We start from the raw sequence: 22080 nt of genomic DNA on the forward strand, positions 1-22080 counted from the left end.
TTGAAAGCTGGTAGGACGGAGAAGTTAACTCTTAATTCTCAGTGAATTCAAAACCCGTATTAAAGTTTTCAACTCTTCCTTCTAGAATGGCAATCAAATCGTTACTCCCCGCTAAACGAAGGCTAGTTCGACTACCAAAAGTCATTAAAGTATAGTCTGCAGCACTGCCAGCGAGCTCAATCGTATCTTGATTGAGTTCAAACCGTTGAATAATTGCCAGACCCCGACCTTGGTAAAAGACAGAACGCTCATCTCCTAAGATAAAGACATCTTCGCCTCTACCTCCCTTTAAGAGGTCAAAGTCGTGTCGGCCAAACTGATCGCCAACACCATTAATGATGTCATTGCCGTTGCCACCTCTGACCATATCGTTGCCATTACCCGCAACTAATACATCGTTATCAGCATATCCAGTCAACACATCATTACCATCACCGCCAATAACGGTATCGTTACCCGCACCACCGATTAAGTAGTCATCCCCAAGATTACCGATCAGGATATCGGCCCCAAAATTCCCCCGGATGAAGTCATTGCCATCTAGTCCATCAATCAGATCATTCTGTCGAGTTCCCCGTAATGAGTTTTGGCCATCATCTCCCAAGATTTTGTTCTCATAGGGGACCTGGAATACATTATCTTGAACCAGATAATCTTGGGTCGTGTTCAGACGAATGATATTCGATAAATTTGTCTGGGTAATGTCTGCAGCGAGCACCTTTAATTCATCCAGATCATTCAAGAAGAAAAAGCGATCGCCAGCCGCTGCACGAGCGAATTGATCTTTGATGAAAAAGCTAAAGGTGGGTCCAAGCAAACCACCATGATTCGCCGACAACTCCGAAATACCCCCTAGCCATAAGTCGATCTGGCCCACATGTTTGTAGGCTGTCTCAAACAGCTCAATCACAGCAGGGGCAAACGGCAACTCTTCAAAAGAGGTAATCTCAACACCAAATAGCTGTTTTTGAGCGTCAACATAACTGGGAAGACCCACTTCTCGACCCCGCTGAATATTGACAGATGCTAGGTCAAAGCCTCCTGTACCAGCGCCAAAAAGGAAGTTGCGGACGCCATCCACAATAAAGTTATCCAGTTCTTGAGCTTCTTGCAAAACTAGCCCTCGCAAAAGGGAATCAACCCCATTGGCCGACACTTCCCCAGGTTTAAAGAAGGCATCTTTAAGGGCAATCGACTCTAAACCGTTGTCATCAAAACGGTGGATTTGATTATTGAGTAGGGTATGGCCCAAACGATAAGCCGCATTCGCAAATTCATTACTAACGGCTGGATTGATATAGGGTTGATACCCCTCATAGTCATCGAGCAGGGTATCTCCAATCAGAAGCGGGAGAAACTCTTTATAGGTAATGATTTGGATCTTGGCCCCAATAACCTTACGAGCCGCTTGGTAAAGGTACTCATCCTTCACCTTATCTGCATGGGTTACTCCGTTCTGGTTGAGATACTCCCCTTTAAAGGATTGATATTGAGCGACGAGTCCCGATTCGCCGGCCTCTAGTCGTTCTGAAATATCAGCGGCTAATCGATTATGTTCACGCACAAACAGAACATGATTGGCCGTGAGCCCAAGTTGTTCATTGGCACGAACATCTCCTGCCAAGTAAAGGTCTGCATCCGCGATATTTTGTCCACCGTTAGCGTTGCCAAATGGGTGATCAGCACGATTGTATGGCAAGAGTTGTTCGCCATTCTCGGCAACAGTGGTTTTCAGCTCACCGTTTGCATAGGACCGAAGAAAGTTAGCTCGCTCTGCATCTGAACCGTACACTCCAGAACCATCAATAAATGAGGTAATCTCATTATTTTGCTCACGAGGATTATGTCGGTTAGTCCCTGTATCATGTGCAGCTGGCACACGAGTAAAAGGCAGATAAGGAAATTTCGGATTAAAGAGTGAATCAGACTTAGAAACAGGAATAAAAAAGGCTTCTTTTCCACCCTCGTTCAAATCTAGGTCGTGATCAATAAATTGTCCCCACTGCCACAACCAATCACTCGCTCCCAAAAAATTAGGAATCGACTCAGTTTGGCTAGCAACTGTATTGCTTATCTCTCTCGGATTAGGTAACCCAGCTGGATCTGGAATGCTATAGGAGCCACCATGTGGAGAGTCAATCATGATCGCCCCCCCTCGAGGAGTACTCACACCATCATCATAAGCAGGGGTTAATAGTCTTAAAAGCTGAGTATCACTCGAACCCGCATGGTGATGGTATGGATTATTGCCTGTTCCGTCAATTGAGCGATATTGAAACAACGAGTTCGTATTGCCTGGAACGGTACCTTCCTCTTGATCTATATCCAATATTCGAGAGCCATAGAGTGGTGTAGCGGTCAACTCTAAATAAGTAGGCTCCATTTCGTTATCGTTCATTTGACCTGAAGAAGACGTATCGTCTAGAACGGTACCTTCCTCTTGATCTATATCCAATATTCGAGAGCCATAGAGTGGAGTGGCGGTCGACTCTATATCATTGGGTACCATTTCATTATCGTTCATGATTTAAACCTCAGAAAAATCCAACAATTGAAAATTTATTCAAGCTTCATTGATGGAATTTCCCCCAAAAAACTTACCCCTTAATTAGATCTAAATTAAGGGAAGGTTTATCGGTTCAATAACTCCTCAATCCATATTTCCGGTCAGAAGAACCAGCCAAAGTTAAATAACCTTGGCGGCCTTAAGAGCCAAAAATAGCTTGAATATTTTATTAATCCAGCAGGGAACTGATTTAGCACCCTCAAGTACATAGATAAGACTGATTAAGTCTCATATAAGTGATTATGCACAACAACCCAAGTTTCTACTGAGAGTCAGTTGGTCCAGAAAGCTGGGTGACAAGGGGAAGCAATTAACAACAAAAAAGAGGTGAGTGTTTAGTGTTGATTAGCTGAGGCACATATTTATTTTGCGAATTTCGAATAACTTATCTTTTACTCATCAATATGAGATACTCCGTAGGATAGTATTTCTCTGTCCCCGCGCAATTTTTTATTTGTAGCATTATTCTAAGGTTAGATTCAGGGAAATCTCATATTTCTTTAAAAAATATTTTATATTGTCCTTTGATTGCCAGGCGTAAATTTCTTCAAAGAGCAGCATAGGGTCCAGGAGGGTATCACTGGCGCTAAAGTCCATATCAAGCCCAGTTGACCCGTCAATTAGGCTCATTCAAGATCGCTTGCTTCCTGATACTGCGGCATCTTCAACTTTTGGCTAATAGAGAATCCTGAACCGTTGCTCTATAAGTGAGGGGCACGAACCATTGTCTAAGTAGGGTTGAACGATGGCAAAAACAGAATTTGCAAGATTATTCAGAGCAACTCAGGAGAATCCCACACTGCGTCAGCAATTAAATGCAGCTTCTAATCAAGAAGAATTTGTCAGCATGGCCCAGATGTATGGCTATGACTTCACGGTAGATGAGTGGCAAGAGATGATTGGCTTCAACGTAGAAGAACTACAGTGCGAGCTCTCCGAAATTCCTGGCATCTAAAATACGCTCTAATTCATTAACCCTAGCAAATTGCCCTCTTTCTGCAAAACGCTAGGGTTTTTTCTTTGATTTCGCCCGACAAGCAGATTTTACAGAGATTTTGCGATATGGGGCTAATCCAATTTGCTGTAGCCAACATTGGGTCTCTTGGGTTTTGAGAATATTAGCAAAGGTTTGTCCAGCCGGTTGACGCCGATTATCACGAGGGTAAACCACATTCAGCGAAAACGTGAGGGGATAAGTTTGGTTCTGAAGCGCCTGAGCATTGACGGAATAACTGGCTTTGGAATTGCATAAGTCCGTGGCAGGTGTAACGGGTCGATGATTATTTAGCCGCAACGGAGAAACAGTAGCCTTCCCTTTTTCTGCCAGGGCTAAGGGATAGACAGAACATTGGTTAATGACTTTGTTCAGCTCATCAAACCCAATGCTGAATGAGTCTCGATCTTCGAAGTCTTCAATCACCGCTCGGAGTTGCAAGGTGGTACTTGCAAAGCCGCAAAAGGAACCCACACACTTTTGATTCGGTTTATGAATGGGGATTCGACCTCGAGTTGCTACCAGTTTACGGAAAGCGGCAATACTAGAATCATCTACAAGAACTTGACGTTCGAAGATTCGCAGCAGTCCATCCTGATCGGGAAAATACACTTTAACGGGACGATTAGGACCGCCTAACTCCTGCCAGTTCTTGATTTGGCCAGTATATAACCTTCGTAGCTGGTCTAGGGTAATTTTGCCCTTCAGTCTTCGAGGAAGGCTATTCTCCCGCTGAGCATAGCCAAAGGCAACGAATACAGCGATGCCATTATAGGCAAAGGGCTTAACGCCAAAGGATGGATCAATATCATCCGTATGGTTGGTAATAATAAAGTTTGCTGTTTGCCCATTGAGCAACGTTATCACTCTCTGCCCATGTGCCCCAGGTTGATTGGCAATCGAATCTTGTGATATCGATATCGGCTGATATTCCCAAGACTGTAGAAGAGCTTGGGCCTGAATTAACTCCCGCTGAAGGGTTGTATTTCGCTTTAGTAAGTGGGGTTGGGTATAGAGGAAATCCCAGGTCCCCTGTTTCTCAGCTAAGAATTGCACAGGGCCTATCGGCACATTGGCAACTTGATCGATACAGCAAGAGATATTCTCTGTAGAAAGTGAGTGTTTAGTTTGATTTCTAAGGTACAGCCACCCTATCCCTACACTGCCTATGAATAAATAAGCAAAAACCCATCCCATCCACCAGCATGGACGAGTTGGTCTCGATTCTTGTGCCGTAACTGAAGATGATAAAATTTCTGACTTTGGAATAGGAGGTAAGCTTAAGAGTACTTGCCGTGCCTGTTCAGAGGTTTCGAAGGGGGGATCAGATTCTCCAGTTAAGCGCTGAATAAATTGTTGATCTGCTGGGGGAAAGTCAGATCTAAACTGACGTTCCATAGATGTTTCACCCAAAGGTTGCTGCGGGTCTTTGGATGCTGCGGTTAAATACTGTGCTATTTCTCCAACGGCCTGTAAATCCTGTGCGATCGCAGGTCGGCATTGTGGATCTAAGGGAGACGTAAAAAGAGACTCCCAAAAATAGAAATCGCATAAATACACTAATAGTCCTGGATTTTGCTCAGCAACTAATACGCTGTCTAGGTTGAGATTGCCATGGAGAAGACCTGATTGCACCTGGCCTGAAATCCATCGGAATTGCTGTTGGTGCATAAATTCCAAACTTTGCAGAATCTGGGACAAGATATTCCGGATTGATGCAACAGATAGTGGAGATTTATTCTCTAGGAACTGCCTTAAAGATATGGTATCGGTCTGCTCACCGCCGTACACCAAGAAATAACGTTCCGGTGAAGATAGGGAAGGAACTATGGCCTCTAAAGGCATCACTAACCGGAAATTCTGGGCACGACCATCCGCCAAGCGAATGCCTGATCTTTGGGTAAACGCCTCTCTCCGCTTAAAAATTTGTTCGAAATTGAATGTTTGCTGCGGCAGCACATATTCTTTCAGGACACAGGAACTTTGATCTGAGAGATTGGTGGCCTCGTATAAGCGCCCATTTCCTCGCTGGCCTAAAAAAGCAACCATTTCATATTGATGTTGGCCGTTGATTTTGGTTTTTGGCGAGAGAATCCCTGGGAAATGACAAACTGAGCAACTCCCCTTCTCAGACACGGCATTACACGTTAAAGGGTTTCCTTGGGGGCATGCATATTGGGAATAAGGGGGCTTAGGGATCATGATTCATATTGGCAATGTGGAAGAAACCTAGCCAACTAATCGCTCAATCTCTCGAATCCACTGCAACCGTTCTCCATGTTCCATCTGCAGAATGTCATTCCGGGACCAATGAAAGTGATAAGCGATATAGGCTACCTCCTCGTAGAGTTTATCTAGGGGGTAGCCAAGTGCTCCCCCAGTTCAATCGGGCCTCCATAAGCGTGGGTGAGATTGACGTAAACATCTTGCAAGTAAAGAAAGTCTGTCAGAAATAATTGCTCCAGATGATGTGGCGTAATCTGCTGAAATTGTCCTAAAAAGGTGATGGCTTGGGTGAGCAAAACCAAAGCTCCATAGTAGGGGTTGTCATGAACCCGCTGATCTCGCTGAATTTTGAGTTCATCATGTCCCGTCGCTAAGCGTAGCCCTCCTTGACGATGGAGCCTGCCTTGATCATCCAGTAACCCTTTAGGCAAAGTAAATACGTAGGTTGAAGATTCGTTCATTCCGCATAATCTAATAAGAGTTAGGATTCCTGGGTTTCGGGATATGAAGGTGCTTCAGCTCCAGAGCCATCTTCTAGTTCATTGATGTGTCGATAGAACTTTTGAAGATAGCTGAGATCACAGGCAAACAGTCCTTCAACAACATTGGGGCTGATGGAGTCTAGGGCCCCTAAACGCGTGATCACCCGAGACAGAATAATGACCGTCGCATAGGCCGGATTGGCTTTTACCCGCGGATCACGCATCGGTACAATCTCATCCATCGCCCTGGACAAGCGCATGATGCCCTTGCGATGCAAATTCCCAGCCGTATCGAGATATCCTTTGGGCAACTCAAACTCAAACTCTATTTGCACCGAACCCAAAACTGTCTGAGATTCTGTTACCGGTCCAGGGACCTCAGGGGGAGGTGATAGCCCTAAATTATTACTCAGTTGCATATTACGCCGTGACCTCTACTCGCTTAACGGATTCAACCGTAATCTCCACCTCTTCGATGTTATGGTCTCCACTTTTGACATCTAGATCAGAAATTTTGTAGCTGACGGGCCAGGCTCCTTGAAATTCCAATCGACACTGTTCTTTCGCAGCTTGGTTATAAATCACCAATGCACCTTCCCGGCGCTGCTCAGCCCAGTCTCCTTCTTGCACCTTTTGTAACCAATTCCACAAAGTCATTGAAGACATCAAACCCCGCTTTAAGGTGAGGTTAGAGTAGGTGGCATTGCCAGGAATCTTGGTGCGGATGTTGCGACCTTTGGTTTTTCCCTGTTTCCCCCAGAGTTGTGGGGTCACCTCTACCACTTCAATCACGTCCTGGGAAGCTTGAAACCCGCTACATTCCATAAATATTCCATCAACTGAATCTTGGCTTCCTTCCAGTTTCAGTTCTAGATAGAATCTTGACCGTGTGAGGATTTCTGGTAGATCGGGCATTAGAGCGGTTCACCCTAGTGAAATGTGCACAAAATTTAGACTTTCCGGATGACCTGAGTGAAGTACAGATCAATATTGTCTTCTGCTAGTTGTCCACCACTATCCACTGACAGACTTCCCACCTGCTTTTTCGCCCCTGGGAACAGGTCGGTAAAATTAAAGCGCATGGCTTCTTTGCCATCTGGGTTATAAATGACTAAAGACCCCGTTTTACGGCCTTCCATCGCTTTAGAGCCTCCCCCAGAAAAGGTATCTGGGTGACAATCGTCGTACCAATCCGAAAGCTTCTTTTGTTCTCCCTCATTGCCTGCAACATAGGTGAGGGCAATAGTGCTGTTGTATTTAACTCCACCAATCGTCGCTTGAGTCTGGGTTTTAGCATCTTTGGTGACTCCAATAGCTGAATCGCCCCCCGCAACTTCCAGTTCAATTTCAGGACCACTGATTGATTTAAGGGTCAAAGAAGTTACCCCATCTATCTCAAAATAAAACTTGGAATTGGCTAGATACTGAACCATTTTGGGTCTCCGAATTTATCCCTGATCATTACACTGTTGTGCTGGATCCAATGAGAAGCAATCAGCACTATTTTGTTCGATTAAATTTCTCACACGTGATGGTGTAGGTCTCTTCGATATAGCTGTCGGCGGTAACATCTAAGTCTGCACATTTATACTTAGACGGCCAAGCTTCACTAAACTGCCATTTGGCCACTTCCTCACCATCCGTGTTGTAGGCGGTAATACTGCCTTCTTTCTGGTTATCTGCCCACTTGCCTTTGCCACCACTGGAAGAGGGCAAACATTGCTCAAACCATTTATACATATTCAAACTGGTGCTATCGCCATCTCCACTGGCAATACAAATGCAGTCAAAGGAGAATAAGCCTTCAAAACCTGCTGAGTTGACTTGCCAAATGGTTTTCCCCCCTTTTGTGGTTCCCACGGCCTGTTGTCCCCCTTGGACTTTGGGAGAGTAGTCGGGAATATTTACACTCTTGAATACAGATTTTTCACCATCAGCAACACCAGAAATCTCTAGATAGAAACTACTGGGGGCAATGGGTTTATTAAGTTCACTTGCCACAGATATGCTCCTTGTTCAGTGATCGATGAAATAGACGATCAGCAATCCCGATAGATATGCTGAGAGGCAGAAAGAGGCAATCCCCTTCCTGCCTAAAAGAGTTTACTGATTAGGAGCCCACTGGCTAATCCGGAAGATCACAAATTCCGCTGGCCGTACTGGACAGACACCCACTTCGACGTAGAGCCGACCTAACATAATGGTTTCGTTGGTGTTCAATTCACCATCGCATTTGACATAAAAGGCTTCGGAGGGAGAGGCCCCAAATAATGCGCCCTCCCGCCAAAGTCGCTCTAGGAAATTACTGACGGTTCGAGTAATCCGTGCCCATAAATCCTGATCATTGGGTTCAAAAACGACCCACTGAGTACCAATCTCAATTGATTTTTCGATATAGCTGATCAGGCGACGGACACTAATATAACGCCATTGGACGTTATCCGGTTCAACCAAGGTGCGTGCCCCCCAAACCTTAAAGCCGCGGTTGTAATTGGCAAAATTGCGAATACAGTTGATTCCCTTAGGATTCAGAAGTTCCTGCTCTCGCATATTGGTTTCATAGGCTAAGCCAATGACTCCCCTTGGAGTATCATTTGCAGGTGCTTTAAAGACACCTCTTGACTCATCTGTCCGACACCAAATCCCCATCATATGCCCGCAGGGCGGCACCATAATCGGGCGTCCACCATTGCGAGGATTCGCGACTTTTATCCAGGGATAATAGATAGCCCCAAACATAGAGCGGCGATTAAATTCATTCAGCCATTGAGCGACATGCTGGGGGCGCTGTTGTTCTGGGGGAACCGCAGTATTATCATTTTTGCCAATTTTGACAGGAGGTGGATCAAGGACGGCCATCCGGTAAGCAGGGCCCGGAAAGGAATTCTCGCATAGGCTGACCATCATTTCCATGACTCCATGCACCTGATCCAGATCGAGCAGGCCATTTTGATAGGCACGCATCAAGTCAGGACAGGCAATCATAGCCACTTCATCAATCTCGAATATGCCCTGCATGCCGGTGCGGTCATCCCGCTGCCCCTGCAAATCACGAGGGAATCTTTCAGGCGTAGAGATTTGAGGCGGGGGGGTGATTTCAAAGGCTCCATTGGCTGGCCGACGAGATAGCGCTTGCCCAGACTGAGAGAGGTTCGCAACCGTGACGAATTCAGATTCTTCCAAAGCCGTGACGACATAGTCAGCAACAGCCGTGTCAACATCGGGATTCATGGTCAGGTATTCATACTTCTCTAGCTGTTCTCCACCCTGCCTAACGACAACGGTAAAGTATTCACCAGAGTTGAGAGGAGGCTCTTCATCGTCCTCCACTGGCTTGGGCGCGCTCTCAAAGATAGCAACTTGAATCCGTGCATCTCCGGATGGAAGTGCGGGAGTATCCCCAGAGGCTTCTGGAAGCTTTAGACTAAATTTTAAGGAGGGTCGGCCACTAAAAGTGGGTAATAAAGTTCCAGCTTCTTCTGGATCTGGTGCAGCAGATCCCGGTAATTGAGTGCCAATACTCGTCACCCAACAGCGTCCACCGCCATTCAGAAACCAGCCTTGAACAGCGAAAGGTAAGTAGGCATCAAAATCAGTAAACCCATCCGAACCGGGTTTGGCAAAAAATTCCCGATATTGATCCCAATTGGTAATCATCATCGGCTGAAACAATTCAGCATCTCCACGCACGTCTTCAGTAAACCCGATAAATCCGGCCACACTGAGACTGACACCTTCGATCGGGCGACTTCCTCGGTCAACTTCTTCGACATAAACGCCAGGGGCAAAATAATCCAGGGCCATTGACTAGCTTCCTCCATTCGTTACGGGGTAAAGACTTGAACTACTGCATAGGCGTGCTTTCACACCAATGATTCTTACTAGGTTTGGAAAGAGCAGGCGATCGTTCGGATACAAAAAATGGAATAGTGACGACTACGTGTAGCGCCGGACGTAAGGGAGCACCTAACGCATGCCAGAGTTCGATTGGATTCATTAACCTTCCAGTGGAAATTCTCATCGGCAAACGGCCATAGCCTTGCAAGACTGGAGATAAATATTCAATCGGCAAGAATGAATGACGGGATAAGAGCATAAGGACTTCAGAAAGCAAATGTTGCTCTCCTAAGGCAGTAAAATCCCAGACACTGACTAAGAAGGAAATATCAAACCACTTCAATGGCTTTGTCTGTTCTGCTTCTATATCCTGAATAGACTCTTCTTCCCCAGACAAATATTGTGGGGGGCAAGAATAGCTTTCACGAACGTCGTAACAGTAAAGGTTTACCCCAACTGCCATCTCCTGATCCACTTTGGGGTGGTTGAAAAATATCTGGTCCTTAGTGATGGAGGACGTTCCGTCAGACAGGATTTCTGCCAAGGTTTGAGTGACAGCAGGAATCATAAATGAGCGCCATGAGGAAGCACAGCTCTACAGTAAGGAGTTAGTGAAGATATCGTTATTAGACTTTGGTCGGAATTATTGTTGTCCTTAAGCTACATCGGTTATTGCGACTTAAAACAAGTATTTTTATCCTTAACTATTGAGAAATTTAAGTGAAACAAATTATTGATCGATGCCAGTTGACGAAACCCAAAAAACGAAACATTTCTTTACTAATCTTTGAGAAAAAGTGAGGCAAAACTGAAGCGTTTTTAGCTTTAGGATCATGCCAATATAAGTAAAATAAGCCCTTCAAGGAAGCTGTCTATACTATAAAGTCGAACAACCTATTGAAATAAAAGAGATAGGTCATGACCTATCTCTCATGCTGATCTAAAGGAGAGGATAAGGAGCAAAATTTATCCTTTTTGGAAGAAAAATAAACTAATTTCAAAAGTCTATAACTGGATTTTCTATTCCCTGAAAGCTTTTGTATTCACCCGATACAAAAACTAGCTAGCCATATATCTAGACATTTAGCAAGAGAATTGAGCAAGTTTTTCAAGGACTTAAAAAAATCTAAATACCTATGAAAATATGAATAGAAAGTCGTAGGCTGAGTCATGAGTGCAAGTGGTTTGCTTATGAGATTTATTACTACGTGTGAACAAATAATCTGGGAGACAACTCTCTCTAGTCTTGACTCAGTTTTGGAATTTTCAATCTTAAGAGAAGCGCACACTAGTTTTACAATTATTCGTAAATTCTGGAGTGGAATTGGGGGCGACCATGCAGGTTAATCAACCCTTATCATTAAAAATTGAGTCTATTGGCCTAGGGGCTTTTTCAGATTGTCGCCAGTCCTTCTCAACACTGGATTTGAATCAGCATTGCCGGGGATTTTTAGATTTAATTGTTGATTATTTATCCCTCCCCAGCGCTTGGATTTTGCGACGTGACTTGGGTAATCAACTAAAGATTGAAATGGAGAAAGACGGTTCTAAACAGCCGGGTATACTCACTGCTAGTCACAATCGCACTTCTTTAAACGCTCTCCCATCCCCTTCGAACCTATGTTCTCAATTGGTTCTCGAATCCGCTACTGGTTTTGAGAAACCGGGATTACAGCACTGGGTTTACCAAGACTGGCAAGTCTACAGTAGTTGTCTTTGTCGGCAACAGGGTCAGTACCTTTTATTTGCCTCAAGATCCCCTTTAACGATGCCAGAACAACATTGGGTAGACCGTCAAATCCTATTAATCAGTGACTATTTTGATCTGCATTTAGCCTTTAGCCAACAGCAAGCTGCACTCTTAGCAAAACAGCAGCATCTTCATCAAACGACCCATCAACTGGGAACTCCATTGTCACTGATCACGCTTTACGCTGATATGTTGCGAGTCAAAACACCACCCGAAAGTGGTCAAGACTATCTAGTACCCTTGCAGCAAGCCGTTAAACAACTCCATCATCATCTCCAGGAGTTAGTGGATGACGAAGCAGAAGACAGCCCCATAATAGAGCAGTGTAATTTAAGAGAGTTGGTTGCTGAGAATATACAGGCGCTTCAACCGCGCCTGCAAAGCCAGGAGATAGAAATCCACTGTCCACAAACGTCTGAGGTCATTGGGATAGACCGTTGGCAAATGCTTCAGGTTTTCGACAATCTGCTGAGTAATGCGCTGCATTTTAGTCCTCGTGGCAGCCAGATTACCCTCACTTGGCAGCGCTTCCAAACCGAAATTTTGATCGAGGTGAGAGATCAAGGACCAGGGTTATCACCGGAAGATTTGTGCTGTATGTTTTCCCCTTATTATTCACGACGAGATGGAGGGCGAGGATTAGGGCTAGCGATCGCACAGCAAATCGTGTGTCGTCACCGGGGTCGACTGTGGGCGTCTAATTTGCCGGAGAGTGGTGCTCAGTTTTCGATTAGTTTGCCACAAGAGTCCAAGAATTAACGTTATCGGGGGATTTGACCATGGGAAGCACTCAGCCACTATCCGTCGTTTTAGCAGATGATCAACCTACTTTTCGCCAGGGATTGCGAACGTTGCTGGGGTTTTACCAAGCCCAGGAAACGTTCCAATTTCACATTGTGGGTGAGGCAGCCTCAGCCGATCAGGCGATTAGTCTGGCGTTGGAACAGCATCCGACTTTGCTGTTTCTGGATTTGGAACTACCAAAGGATGACGGCGTTGCCGCTCTGCAACACCTACGACAGCAGAACTACACAGGTAAGATTCTCGTCATTTCAGCCCATCAGGAAGATGAATGGGTGTTCCGTGCCATGCGAGCGGGGGCCGATGGGTATGTGTTTAAGTCTCAATTAGCCATGAATTTGCATCAAGCGATTCAAACGGTGCTGAAGAATGAGGTTTTCCTACCGCCGAATGCGGCCACTGGTTTTTTCCGGTCTTTCCATTTCTATGAAGGCCGATCTGTTCAATCGGAACAGACCCTCCATCTGACGGCCCGGGAAAAGCAGGTACTCCATTGGCTGGTTCAAGGGGCATCGAATCAAGCGATCGCAAATCACTTACACATTACGATCGCAACGGTGAAAGCCCACCTAACCGCTGTCTTTGAAAAGCTTGAGGTTAAAAGCCGCTCCCAGGCGATTGTCAAAGCCCTGAAGTTGGGTTTGGTGAACCCTTAAAGCGATGAGTAACTTTCTTGCGATCGCAACCGTAACTGCGGTTCTCCAACGCACCTTGCAAGCTGCCATTCAGGAAGATGTAGAAGGAGCCAGAGTCACCACCCTGCGTCCAGCCGACATCGGTAAGGGTACTCCGGTTTCTGGAGTGAATATTTACCTCTATCAAACATCCCTGAATACAGCCTGGAACAATACCGATCATCGGGGTCGGCATCGAAATAGCGATACGGCTAAACGATCTCGAACCGCCCTCGACCTGCACTATATGATCAGCGTCTATGGCAACGAAGTGGAGCTAGAACCCCAACGCTTATTGGGCAGTGTCATCCGCTCCCTTAGCGATGCTCAGGTAGTCCGAGAAGGGATGATTCAAGACACTCTTGCAGACTCCAACTACGAATACTTAGCCGCCTCCGATTTGTGGCAGCAGGTGGAAGAGATTAACTTTATGCCCATGGATATGTCCTTGGAAGATCTATCCAAAGTCTGGTCGGTCTTCTTTCAAACCCCCTATGCCCTCTCCATTGCCTACCGTAGTACGGTCGTCATGATCGAAGGCCAGACCCCAGCTCAAAAAGCCCTGCCTGTAGCAAGTCGAGGCTTAGCTGTAGCCCCTTTTGCTGGCCAACCCCTGATCACAGAGATAGAGGCGATGACCGGAAAATTCGAGCCGATTGTGGCAAACTCCACGCTATTAATTCGGGGCAAGCGACTGCAGGGAAACCATACGGGCATCCGCATTGGGGCTGTCGATGTGGCCCCCTCTCAAGTGAGTGAAGGAGAACTGCTGTTGCCTTTAGTCCGCTTACCCTCCCACAGCCTGCGAGCTGGAGTCCAAAGTCTACAGGTTGTCCATCAATCCCAAACGCCAGCACCAACCCGACCCGGAGCTTGGCGTTCTGCTAGAGCTGCCTTGACTGCTCCCACCCACCAAGTCGGGATGGTCTCAAATGCATCTCCCTTTCTGTTGCGGCCAACAATTACCGACTTAGCCGTCACTACCCAAGGTCAAGAAGAAGAAGCTCGATCTGCTGCCATTCAAATCACAACAGACGTTACCATCGCTAGCCAGCAGCAGGTAACCCTGATTCTCAATGAACGCACGGTTGAACATCCAGCTGCCTATCTGTTTGAAGCTCCTCATCGAACGACCGATACTCAATCCGTCACCTTTGAAGTGGAAGATGTGAAACCAGGAGAATATTTTGTCCGCATCCAAATCGACGGGGCAGAGAGTTCGTTGAAAATCGACCCAGAAGCAACCAGTCCAACATTTGGCAGCTTTGTGAGTCCCACAGCCCAGATTATTTGAGGCAACGGTATGAACATCTACCATATTCAAGTTCCCAACTTAGGCTATGTCCACAAAGCCTGGCAAGACGAGCAGCCTCGTTTTTGCACCCAACCGACACTAGCCAAACAGTGGAAGACCTTAGATAAAGCCTTAGACTTTGGCAACCAATCCCTCACCCCCAAGCTTAAAACCGCCTGGGAATTGTGGCAGATGGCAGATGGCGAACTCACCCCCGTCATCCGTACCCATCATTCTGCAAATATCCCAACCCACTGAGGTTTGCTGAGTATGACTAATGATTCCATAGAGCCTCGGATCGACTTAGAATCGGAAGCCCTGCAATACAAAAAACTGCACGAGTTAGGCAATTGTGCCCAAGCTGCAGGATTGATCGTGGGCCATGGTCACCACCAGGGCAAGTATGAGATTTTACGACAAGGCCAAGCCCTAATGATGACACCCAAGGAAGCCCAAGCCTTTTTGCTTGAGCTATTGCAGTCGATTGAGGCTTCGGAGTAAGTGCCCATGCAACAGGGGGATGCCGAATGGCAGGAGGCAAATTGGCTTTACTTCACCCAGGCTTTGCAACGGGTAAAGCAAGCCCTTCTTAATCAGGGGAAACAACTCGAATCTCAGCACCCATCCCCTGAGCCGATTGCTCCATTACCCCCATCGGAACTATCTCCTCCCTCTTATTTAGAGCAAATCAGTAAAGTCTTTGACCTAACCTCCTTTGCTCAGGATGTGCTGCTGCTCTGTATCGGCATGGAACTCGATCGAGGCTGGGAATCCATTTGTGCTCTAGCTCAAGGGAATCAAAGTCGGCCCTTCCCCACCCTAGGCTTAGCCCTAACTTGTTTTGCCGGATCGGATTGGAAAGGACTGCAGACCTTTCGGACCTTGCAAGAATGGCACTTAATTGAAGTAGGAGTGGGCACGGCTTTATCGACTCGGCCCCTATGCCTTGACCCCCATTTGTTACAGGTCCTGATGGGGGATAGCGAAATTGATCCGAGATTAAAGCCCTTGACCTTACCCTTTCCCTATCCCACGGAGTTGGTTCCTTCGCACCAAACGATTGCAGACCAAATGGTGCAAATCTGGTGGCGGGCTTTTCAACTGCAACAGTCGTTTCCCATCGTCCAACTTTGCGGACCTGATGTGGTCAGCCAGCAAGGAGTAACCCTGGCTGCTTGTAAACAAATAGGGTTGTGGCCGTTTGGACTAGCTGCAGAGACTTTACCTGTTGATCAACCTGGATTGCAGCTCATCCAAAAATTACTAGAACGAGAATGGCTATTGCATCATCGAGTGCTCGTCCTGCACTGTGATGGCTTGGACGACTCCTTGAAGGACCGAGATCGAGCATTAGCAAGTTTTATCGATCGTTTGGCTCTCCCTCTTATTATTTTGAACCGAGCCCGTCGCCCTCAGCATCTACGACTGATGGTCACCCATGAGGTTAGCTCGCCCAATCCCCAGGAACAACACCAAGTTTGGGAACAGTCGTTGGGAGAATTCACAACGCAACTGAATGGTCAAGTAGAAGCATTAGTATCCCACTTCAATCTCAGTGCCACCAAAATCCAGGAGATCAGCCATCAATTTCGACTGCAATCCCTAGCCAATAAAACCAGTGGGGAAACTCAGACTCCCTCCTCTCCAGGTGTCGTGTTGTGGCAAGCCTGTCGTCAACAGGCCCGGCCTCGACTCGATGAGCTAGCCCAGCGAATTGAATCCAGTAGTACTTGGGAAGATTTGGTTCTACCAGAAAAAGAGCAGCAAGTTCTAAAAGATATAGCAATCCATATCCGGCAGCGTCGGCAAGTGTATGAACAGTGGGGATTTCAAGGAAAAAGTCAGCGGGGGCTGGGGATTGCAGCCCTATTTGCTGGGGCCAGCGGTACGGGTAAGACTCTAGCAGCGGAGGTGCTAGCCAATACCCTGCAGCTAGATGTATATCGGATCGATCTGAGTTCGGTAGTGAGTAAATATATTGGCGAGACGGAGAAGAATTTGCGGCGGGTGTTTGACGCGGCGGAAGGGGGCGGCGTGATTCTTCTGTTTGACGAAGCCGATGCCCTCTTCGGCAAGCGATCGGAGGTAAAGGACAGTCATGATCGCCATGCCAATATTGAAGTGAGCTATCTATTGCAGCGGATGGAAGCGTATCGCGGTTTAGCGATCTTAACCACGAATCTTAAAGGTTCTCTCGATCAAGCGTTTCTACGTCGCATTCGGTTTATTGTTCAGTTCCCATTCCCAGATGCTAAGCAGCGAGCAGAGATTTGGCAGCATATTTTCCCGCAGCAAACTCCAACGAAGGGGTTAGATGCGAAAAAGCTGGCGAAGCTGAGTGTGTCGGGAGGGAATATTCGCAATATTGCTTTGAATGCAGCTTTCTTAGCAGCGGATGAGGGACAGCCTATAGGAATGCAGCACTTGTTGCAGGCGGCCCGTAGTGAGTATGTAAAGCTGGAGCGACCCCTGACTGATGCAGAGGTAAAAGGTTGGGTTTAGATGAAAGACAGGTGATGGAAGCGTTACTCCCTAACCTGCCTAGGGCAGCAAAACTGAGGTATTTTGCCTACATAAGCCTCATGATTTTCTAGCCTGAAACGATTTGAGTTATTGGGCATGCTAGTAGTATTCAGCTCGGTTTTCCAAAATGTACACCTACTGTCACCGGCAGAAGAAAAAAGCCCGTCATTTGGCTCAGAAAACCAAAATAGAGAAGCCCATCCAACAAGACTTAGGATAATCTCCAACCCGGCAAGAAAAATCCAATGAAGCTGGACTAGCAGAATGGGCCAACCAACAACAAAAATAGTCATGGCCAATTGGCAAGCCAACAATCCACCAATTGGATTGTCAACGGATATGCTCGCTGAACTCAGCTACAGTGGCTTTGCCGCAGAAGAAGCAAAGAAACAACTCAATACTTATATTCAGCTCATTGATGCAGGCAATGCGGTTCAGCATCCGTCCGCTTTTATTGATGTCAAGCTTTACGTGGGCGGGCTAGATTTAGTCAGTATGTTTGTCGGCACTTACAGCGAGACAGGACGTAAGATCGACTCGATCATTGGTACAGGCGGCTCTAAAAAATCCAAACTGAGAAGTGTTGGTGGCACAAAAGGACATGGTTTTGTTGGTAACTATGTTCCCACCGTCGGCCAAGAAATCGCCCAAGATCTCCAACAGCGATAGTGATCATATTTATGTTTGGGATAAGTAGCCCCTTAAGCTGGCAGAAAAATTAGCCCAATAGCGAGGTCCTGAGATTCATTTGAAGTGGGATAATTCCCTTGACGATGGTATTGTACGGATTCTGGGGGAATGTCAGTGCAGACGCATAAAAATCAGGTACAGCAAGGTAAAACAGACACTGTCCCTTCCTCTACCCCACCCATTACGCAACCGACATCTCCATCACCCACTATTGAACCTAAGTCGAATGCTGAAGGTCTAGCAGAACATGCGGAACGGCTGAAAAAATTTCAAAGATTAGATTCAAATATGGTGCAGATGAGGCCCCCACGCTTAGGCCATAGCAATCCCATTCCTATTCAACCCAAACTGACGATTGGAGCACCCGGAGATAAATATGAACAAGAGGCTGATCGCGTTGCCAAACGGGTCGTCACCCAAATTCATTCTCCCAAGAGCCTAGATACTCCATCATCCGCTCAACGCCAGGATTTACCTGAACGAGATGAGCTAATGATGAAGCCTATTATTCAACGACACAACGGCCCTAAAGATGCGAATCCCAACCTAGAACAAGCCATTAACCAATCTAAAGGGGGTGGTCGTCCCCTGAATGATAAGATTCGCGGTCCAATGGAACAAGCTTTTGGAGCAAATTTTGGTAATGTGCGAGTCCATAACGATACAAAAGCCCATCAACTCAATGAATCTATCCAAGCGCGTGCCTTTACCACAGGCCAGGATCTCTTTTTTCGCCAAGGAGCCTACCAACCGGGCAACCGCGCAGGGCAAGAACTCCTAGCCCATGAGCTTACTCATGTCGTGCAGCAAAATGGGGTGTTGGTCAAGGAATCGAAATCCTCAAATGCTGATTTGCAAAAGTCAAATGCCGTTGTACAGGCACAATGGGTGGCAGGGAAAAAAGCTGAAACTTGGTATTGGGACCAAGTATTAGATGGTGTTACATGGTATATGGATTCATCTAATTCAATGTGGTTTCAGATCACAAATGCTGAAGCAATAACGACTGGAACAGAGGAAGAATATACTACATTGCAGGGAAAGAAGAACAAGAAGAGTTGGATCGAGTGGAATGCTTTAAGTGTTGCACCTTTGGGTGGTGTTGGTGATCTTCTTTTTGAGTCAATGCAGTCGATGCAAAATGAGGATTTTGAATGGGGTTCAAATACTCTTGGAGGGCCGTTAGCGAAGAAACTGGCTACTCAACCGCCCAGAAAATATGGGAATAAAGCTACTCCCTTGGCTCTATGGCTATATAAAAAAGATGAGCCCGAACCTAAAGTATTTAACTGTTGGGAGGCAGTACTTATTGCAGCATTCAAAGCTGGTCTAATAGATAAAAATTATATTAAGAAAGCAATTGTTATTAAAGGTGGTGTTCCAGCTTTTGTCAAACCAATTATGGATGGCCCAAGTGGTAAGGCCGATGGCCCTCTGACTAAAGATAAGGTTGCAATTGCAAAGATCCCTTTTGCCATATCTACACCATTCGCAAAGGGAGTTGTAGTTGCTTTTGGTACTGATCCTGGCCACGTTGCGCTTGCTACAGGAAAACGAGTGTCAATAAAAAGTTCGGAAGTGGCTCAAGCGGTAGAGGCAGAAGAGGGAAATGAGATTTTGGAGTTGGATAGTGCGACGGAAGGTGTAAGCAAATCAACTATTGAGGAAACAATGGCTCGAAATACTGCATATACCCGACAAGTTTGTTGGGGATCATTACCCAGTTCTTTCTAGAATAACTTGATTTAATTTTGATCGAGTTATTTAGGGGCTACGTCGTGGAAGTGAGTGTAATCAATATATCGATGCCCATCTTGAGTCTGATGGAAAATATCGATGAATTTATGATTCCAAATAATGTCCAATGCCCCATAGGTATGGCGAGCATGCAGAGATTGAGCCACTGTATCGTCAATCCCAGTCAGTGTGACAATTAGCGTCGCCTTGGTGCGCTCTAGCGATTCAGCAGTCGCGCCATAGAGTGGACTGGATTCATCAATCGGATGCATAACCGTCCAAGTCAGGGTAAAGGAAGGAGTACGAGGACGCAGCAAATTGAGATTATACAAATGCCGCATGGCATCTCCCTCAGTGCTAACTTCATCCTGGAGAAAATAGAGATTAATTTCAGCTTCCAGAATTTGATTGCGGCGCTGATTGGCAGTACGAAACATCAAAGTCGGTACGCCATTGTAAGGCGTAATCACCGCAACGTGGCTAAACAATACCCGAGTTGTTGGTCGAGAAAATCTCGCAAATGCCAAACCCGTAATAAGGGCCACACTGAGAATACTCGTAAAAGCTTCTACCGTAACCACAAAATTGGCGTATGCCGTTGTCGGGTGCATGGCTCCATAGCCAATGGCTCCCAACGTTTGCACACTGAAAAAGAACGCATCCCAAAAAGATCCTGGAGTCGCATTGGCAATACAATCTCCACCTGCCAAGAAAGCCAAAGCAAACAGAACATTAATGACCAAATAGCCGCCCACCAAAATCAGCAGAAATCCCAACCAGGGAATCGTTAACAGTAAATGATAGGGATCGCGCCAATAGGTGTACCAAACGCCCAGGCCAGAAATACTAAATTTGCCATCCTTAAACTTCAGATAGCTTTTTTGAGGCAAACTTTGGGCTAATTTTCGGCGGAGGGACTGACGGCGGCGGGAATTCACAGGCGAACGCATAGAATGGACAATCACATAGGAGCTGTGATTAAGAATTCAACATTATATTGGTTGATCAGGTTGCATGTATCGTGATCAACCTGATTCGTGTCTGATAACTCTAAATTATAGAAATCAATATAGTCTGTATCAAAGTGAGGGCCAGCATGCCAAGTCCCCACCTCTAATTTGATAAAGCAGTCCCCAGGAATTTGAAATGCAGTAATCTGATCTAGAGCAGGTTGAGCAGCATCTCCTGGGGGAGCAACGGCCATCAGCCAGGGTTTACCAGCTAGGGAACCTAAACACTGGGTACATTTTAGATGCCGCGTAATGCGCGAGAACTGTCGTCCCAGTTTTTCCAGCCGCATGATATAGAATCGAGGAATTCCGTTGTCTAGCTGCAATTGAGCATTGTCAGGACCATACACAGCCCCATCTTCGGAGGCAAATATGACCTGGCCGTAGGGCTGAAAAGCCTCTGGAGTAATGGGTTGAGCAATTAGTTGTTGTGTGGAACATTGCATAGACGAGTCTTTGAAGGATCCTGCCAGAAGCTATGATACGAGTTTGCGATCGCTCCAACGAGCCAGCACAATCCCTGCCAATACAATAACGCCCCCCAAGCCTTGCTGCAGGGTTAGCGCCTCTCCAAATAATCGCCAAGCCAAAATTGCCGCCGTAACCGGTTGCAGCAGCAAACTGACAGAAGCAAAAGCAGAAGGCAAATGGGCCAAAGCAAACATAATCAAACTTTGGCCAATCACCTGAGAAATACAGGCTAATCCCACTAAAGACAACCACCCTATCGTCGTCACGGGTAAAAAGCTTTCTCCTGATAGCCAAGCGACAAAGAACAAAATAGTAGCCCCGACAGTACTGCTCGCAAAGGCAATAATTGCCGTGGAAAAATACAAACGTAACCGAGCAACAGACAGAATATATCCAGCGTAGAAAATGGCCGTAAGCAATCCTAAAGCATCTCCAAACAGATGTTGGGTATCTATACTGGCACTAACCAATAAGGTGGCTCCAGACAAAACCAAAGCAAGGGCAGCCACAAACCATCGAGAGACAGTTTGCCCAAACAGTAGCCACCCCGCTAAGACTACGAAAATAGGGGCAAAGTTAGCCAACAAAGTCGCATTGGCCACAGAGGTAAATTGAATAGACCAATGCCAAACCGCCAAATCTGCCGCAAAGAAGCACCCTGCTGACATCAGGGGAAACAAATTTACACGCTGCCGCGGTGAGAGGGGTGGTGAAGTTGGGAGTGAGGTCCACAACCATAGTCCTAATAGAGGAGCGGCAAATCCTAATCGATAGAAAGCTGTCGCACTCGGTCCTAACTCACTCAAGCGAACAAAGATGGGGGCAAAAGCAATGCCCACAGCCCCCAGAAGCAGAGCCATGAAAGCATAGGGATTGGGTTTGACACCATGCGAACCAGCCTTTTTCTCTGTTAACTTGAGCTGGGTCATGGTAAATAGCAAGTATCAACAGTCATCTGGAGTTAATTATTCCAATCGTATAGCCACAAACATGTGCATACTCGAAAGTAATCAATTCAGGCTATA

22 protein-coding genes are annotated in these 22080 nt (G+C 46.3%); 9 read left to right on the top strand and 13 right to left on the bottom strand.

Annotated features, from left to right (window positions below; translation table 11 throughout):
* Positions 1-31: 31 nt before the first annotated feature.
* Complete coding sequence (locus I1H34_RS14495; protein WP_212661771.1) at positions 32-2524, bottom strand: peroxidase family protein; 2493 nt, start codon at positions 2522-2524, stop codon at positions 32-34.
* A gap of 787 nt (positions 2525-3311) precedes the next feature.
* On the opposite strand from I1H34_RS14495, the gene I1H34_RS14500 reads away from it, so the two are divergent.
* Positions 3312-3521, top strand: a complete 210-nt coding sequence (locus I1H34_RS14500) for a Nif11-like leader peptide family natural product precursor (RefSeq protein WP_212661772.1) — start codon at positions 3312-3314, stop codon at positions 3519-3521.
* Positions 3522-3572: 51 nt separating this feature from the next.
* Here I1H34_RS14500 and I1H34_RS14505 read toward each other — a convergent pair whose 3' ends face one another.
* The 9 genes from I1H34_RS14505 to I1H34_RS14540 all read right to left on the bottom strand — a co-directional run bounded on the left by I1H34_RS14505 (position 3573) and on the right by I1H34_RS14540 (position 10673).
* Complete coding sequence (locus I1H34_RS14505) at positions 3573-5762, bottom strand: substrate-binding domain-containing protein (protein ID WP_212661773.1); 2190 nt, start codon at positions 5760-5762, stop codon at positions 3573-3575.
* 27 nt (positions 5763-5789) lie between these two features.
* Positions 5790-5888 carry a DUF6760 family protein gene (locus I1H34_RS32955; protein WP_315874883.1) on the bottom strand — a complete coding sequence of 33 codons (99 nt, stop codon included), beginning with the start codon at positions 5886-5888 and terminating at the stop codon, positions 5790-5792.
* 26 nt (positions 5889-5914) lie between these two features.
* Positions 5915-6247, bottom strand: coding sequence for a hypothetical protein (locus I1H34_RS14510; protein WP_212661774.1), 333 nt, complete (start codon positions 6245-6247; stop codon positions 5915-5917).
* 20 nt (positions 6248-6267) lie between these two features.
* Positions 6268-6687 (bottom strand): hypothetical protein, encoded by a 420-nt coding sequence (locus tag I1H34_RS14515; RefSeq protein ID WP_212661775.1) that lies wholly within the window; start codon positions 6685-6687, stop codon positions 6268-6270.
* A gap of 1 nt (position 6688) precedes the next feature.
* Positions 6689-7183: a phage tail protein gene (locus I1H34_RS14520; RefSeq protein WP_212661776.1), complete on the bottom strand. Its 495-nt coding sequence runs from the start codon at positions 7181-7183 to the stop codon at positions 6689-6691.
* 35 nt (positions 7184-7218) lie between these two features.
* Positions 7219-7701 carry a phage tail protein gene (locus I1H34_RS14525; protein WP_012160969.1) on the bottom strand — a complete coding sequence of 161 codons (483 nt, stop codon included), beginning with the start codon at positions 7699-7701 and terminating at the stop codon, positions 7219-7221.
* Positions 7702-7768: 67 nt separating this feature from the next.
* Positions 7769-8269 (bottom strand): phage tail protein, encoded by a 501-nt coding sequence (locus I1H34_RS14530; protein ID WP_212661777.1) that lies wholly within the window; start codon positions 8267-8269, stop codon positions 7769-7771.
* 102 nt (positions 8270-8371) lie between these two features.
* A complete protein-coding gene (locus tag I1H34_RS14535; protein WP_212661778.1) occupies positions 8372-10072 on the bottom strand; it encodes a phage tail sheath family protein in 1701 nt (566 codons plus the stop codon).
* Positions 10073-10112: 40 nt separating this feature from the next.
* On the bottom strand, positions 10113-10673 hold the full coding sequence (locus I1H34_RS14540; protein WP_212661779.1) for a Pvc16 family protein: 561 nt from the start codon (positions 10671-10673) through the stop codon (positions 10113-10115).
* Positions 10674-11441: 768 nt separating this feature from the next.
* Between I1H34_RS14540 and I1H34_RS14545 the strand changes: the two genes are divergently transcribed.
* The 8 genes from I1H34_RS14545 to I1H34_RS14580 all read left to right on the top strand — a co-directional run bounded on the left by I1H34_RS14545 (position 11442) and on the right by I1H34_RS14580 (position 19571).
* The gene (locus I1H34_RS14545; RefSeq protein WP_212661780.1) at positions 11442-12614 is read left to right on the top strand and encodes a sensor histidine kinase; all 1173 of its coding nucleotides are present in this window, start codon (positions 11442-11444) and stop codon (positions 12612-12614) included.
* A gap of 20 nt (positions 12615-12634) precedes the next feature.
* Entirely contained in the window at positions 12635-13312 is a 678-nt protein-coding gene (locus tag I1H34_RS14550) for a response regulator (RefSeq protein WP_212661781.1), read from the top strand.
* Between the two features lie 4 nt (positions 13313-13316).
* Positions 13317-14624: a Pvc16 family protein gene (locus tag I1H34_RS14555; RefSeq protein ID WP_212661782.1), complete on the top strand. Its 1308-nt coding sequence runs from the start codon at positions 13317-13319 to the stop codon at positions 14622-14624.
* A 9-nt stretch (positions 14625-14633) separates the two neighbouring features.
* Positions 14634-14882: a hypothetical protein gene (locus I1H34_RS14560; protein ID WP_212661783.1), complete on the top strand. Its 249-nt coding sequence runs from the start codon at positions 14634-14636 to the stop codon at positions 14880-14882.
* A gap of 12 nt (positions 14883-14894) precedes the next feature.
* Entirely contained in the window at positions 14895-15125 is a 231-nt protein-coding gene (locus I1H34_RS14565; RefSeq protein ID WP_212661784.1) for a hypothetical protein, read from the top strand.
* A gap of 6 nt (positions 15126-15131) precedes the next feature.
* The gene (locus I1H34_RS14570; protein WP_212661785.1) at positions 15132-17126 is read left to right on the top strand and encodes an ATP-binding protein; all 1995 of its coding nucleotides are present in this window, start codon (positions 15132-15134) and stop codon (positions 17124-17126) included.
* A 312-nt stretch (positions 17127-17438) separates the two neighbouring features.
* Positions 17439-17816 carry a hypothetical protein gene (locus I1H34_RS14575; protein ID WP_249369247.1) on the top strand — a complete coding sequence of 126 codons (378 nt, stop codon included), beginning with the start codon at positions 17439-17441 and terminating at the stop codon, positions 17814-17816.
* Between the two features lie 513 nt (positions 17817-18329).
* Positions 18330-19571, top strand: a complete 1242-nt coding sequence (locus tag I1H34_RS14580; RefSeq protein ID WP_212661786.1) for an eCIS core domain-containing protein — start codon at positions 18330-18332, stop codon at positions 19569-19571.
* A 26-nt stretch (positions 19572-19597) separates the two neighbouring features.
* On the opposite strand, the gene I1H34_RS14585 is transcribed toward I1H34_RS14580, so the two are convergent.
* From I1H34_RS14585 to I1H34_RS14595, 3 genes are read right to left on the bottom strand one after another with little or no spacing between them, the layout of a single operon-like run.
* Complete coding sequence (locus tag I1H34_RS14585) at positions 19598-20524, bottom strand: ion channel (protein WP_249369249.1); 927 nt, start codon at positions 20522-20524, stop codon at positions 19598-19600.
* Between the two features lie 11 nt (positions 20525-20535).
* Positions 20536-21030 (bottom strand): ureidoglycolate lyase, encoded by a 495-nt coding sequence (locus I1H34_RS14590; RefSeq protein WP_212661787.1) that lies wholly within the window; start codon positions 21028-21030, stop codon positions 20536-20538.
* 30 nt (positions 21031-21060) lie between these two features.
* Positions 21061-21984 (bottom strand): DMT family transporter, encoded by a 924-nt coding sequence (locus tag I1H34_RS14595; RefSeq protein WP_212661788.1) that lies wholly within the window; start codon positions 21982-21984, stop codon positions 21061-21063.
* Positions 21985-22080 lie beyond the last annotated feature (96 nt).

The sequence above is a fragment of the Acaryochloris marina S15 genome (assembly GCF_018336915.1).
GTDB classification, from domain to species: Bacteria; Cyanobacteriota; Cyanobacteriia; order Thermosynechococcales; family Thermosynechococcaceae; genus Acaryochloris; species Acaryochloris marina_A.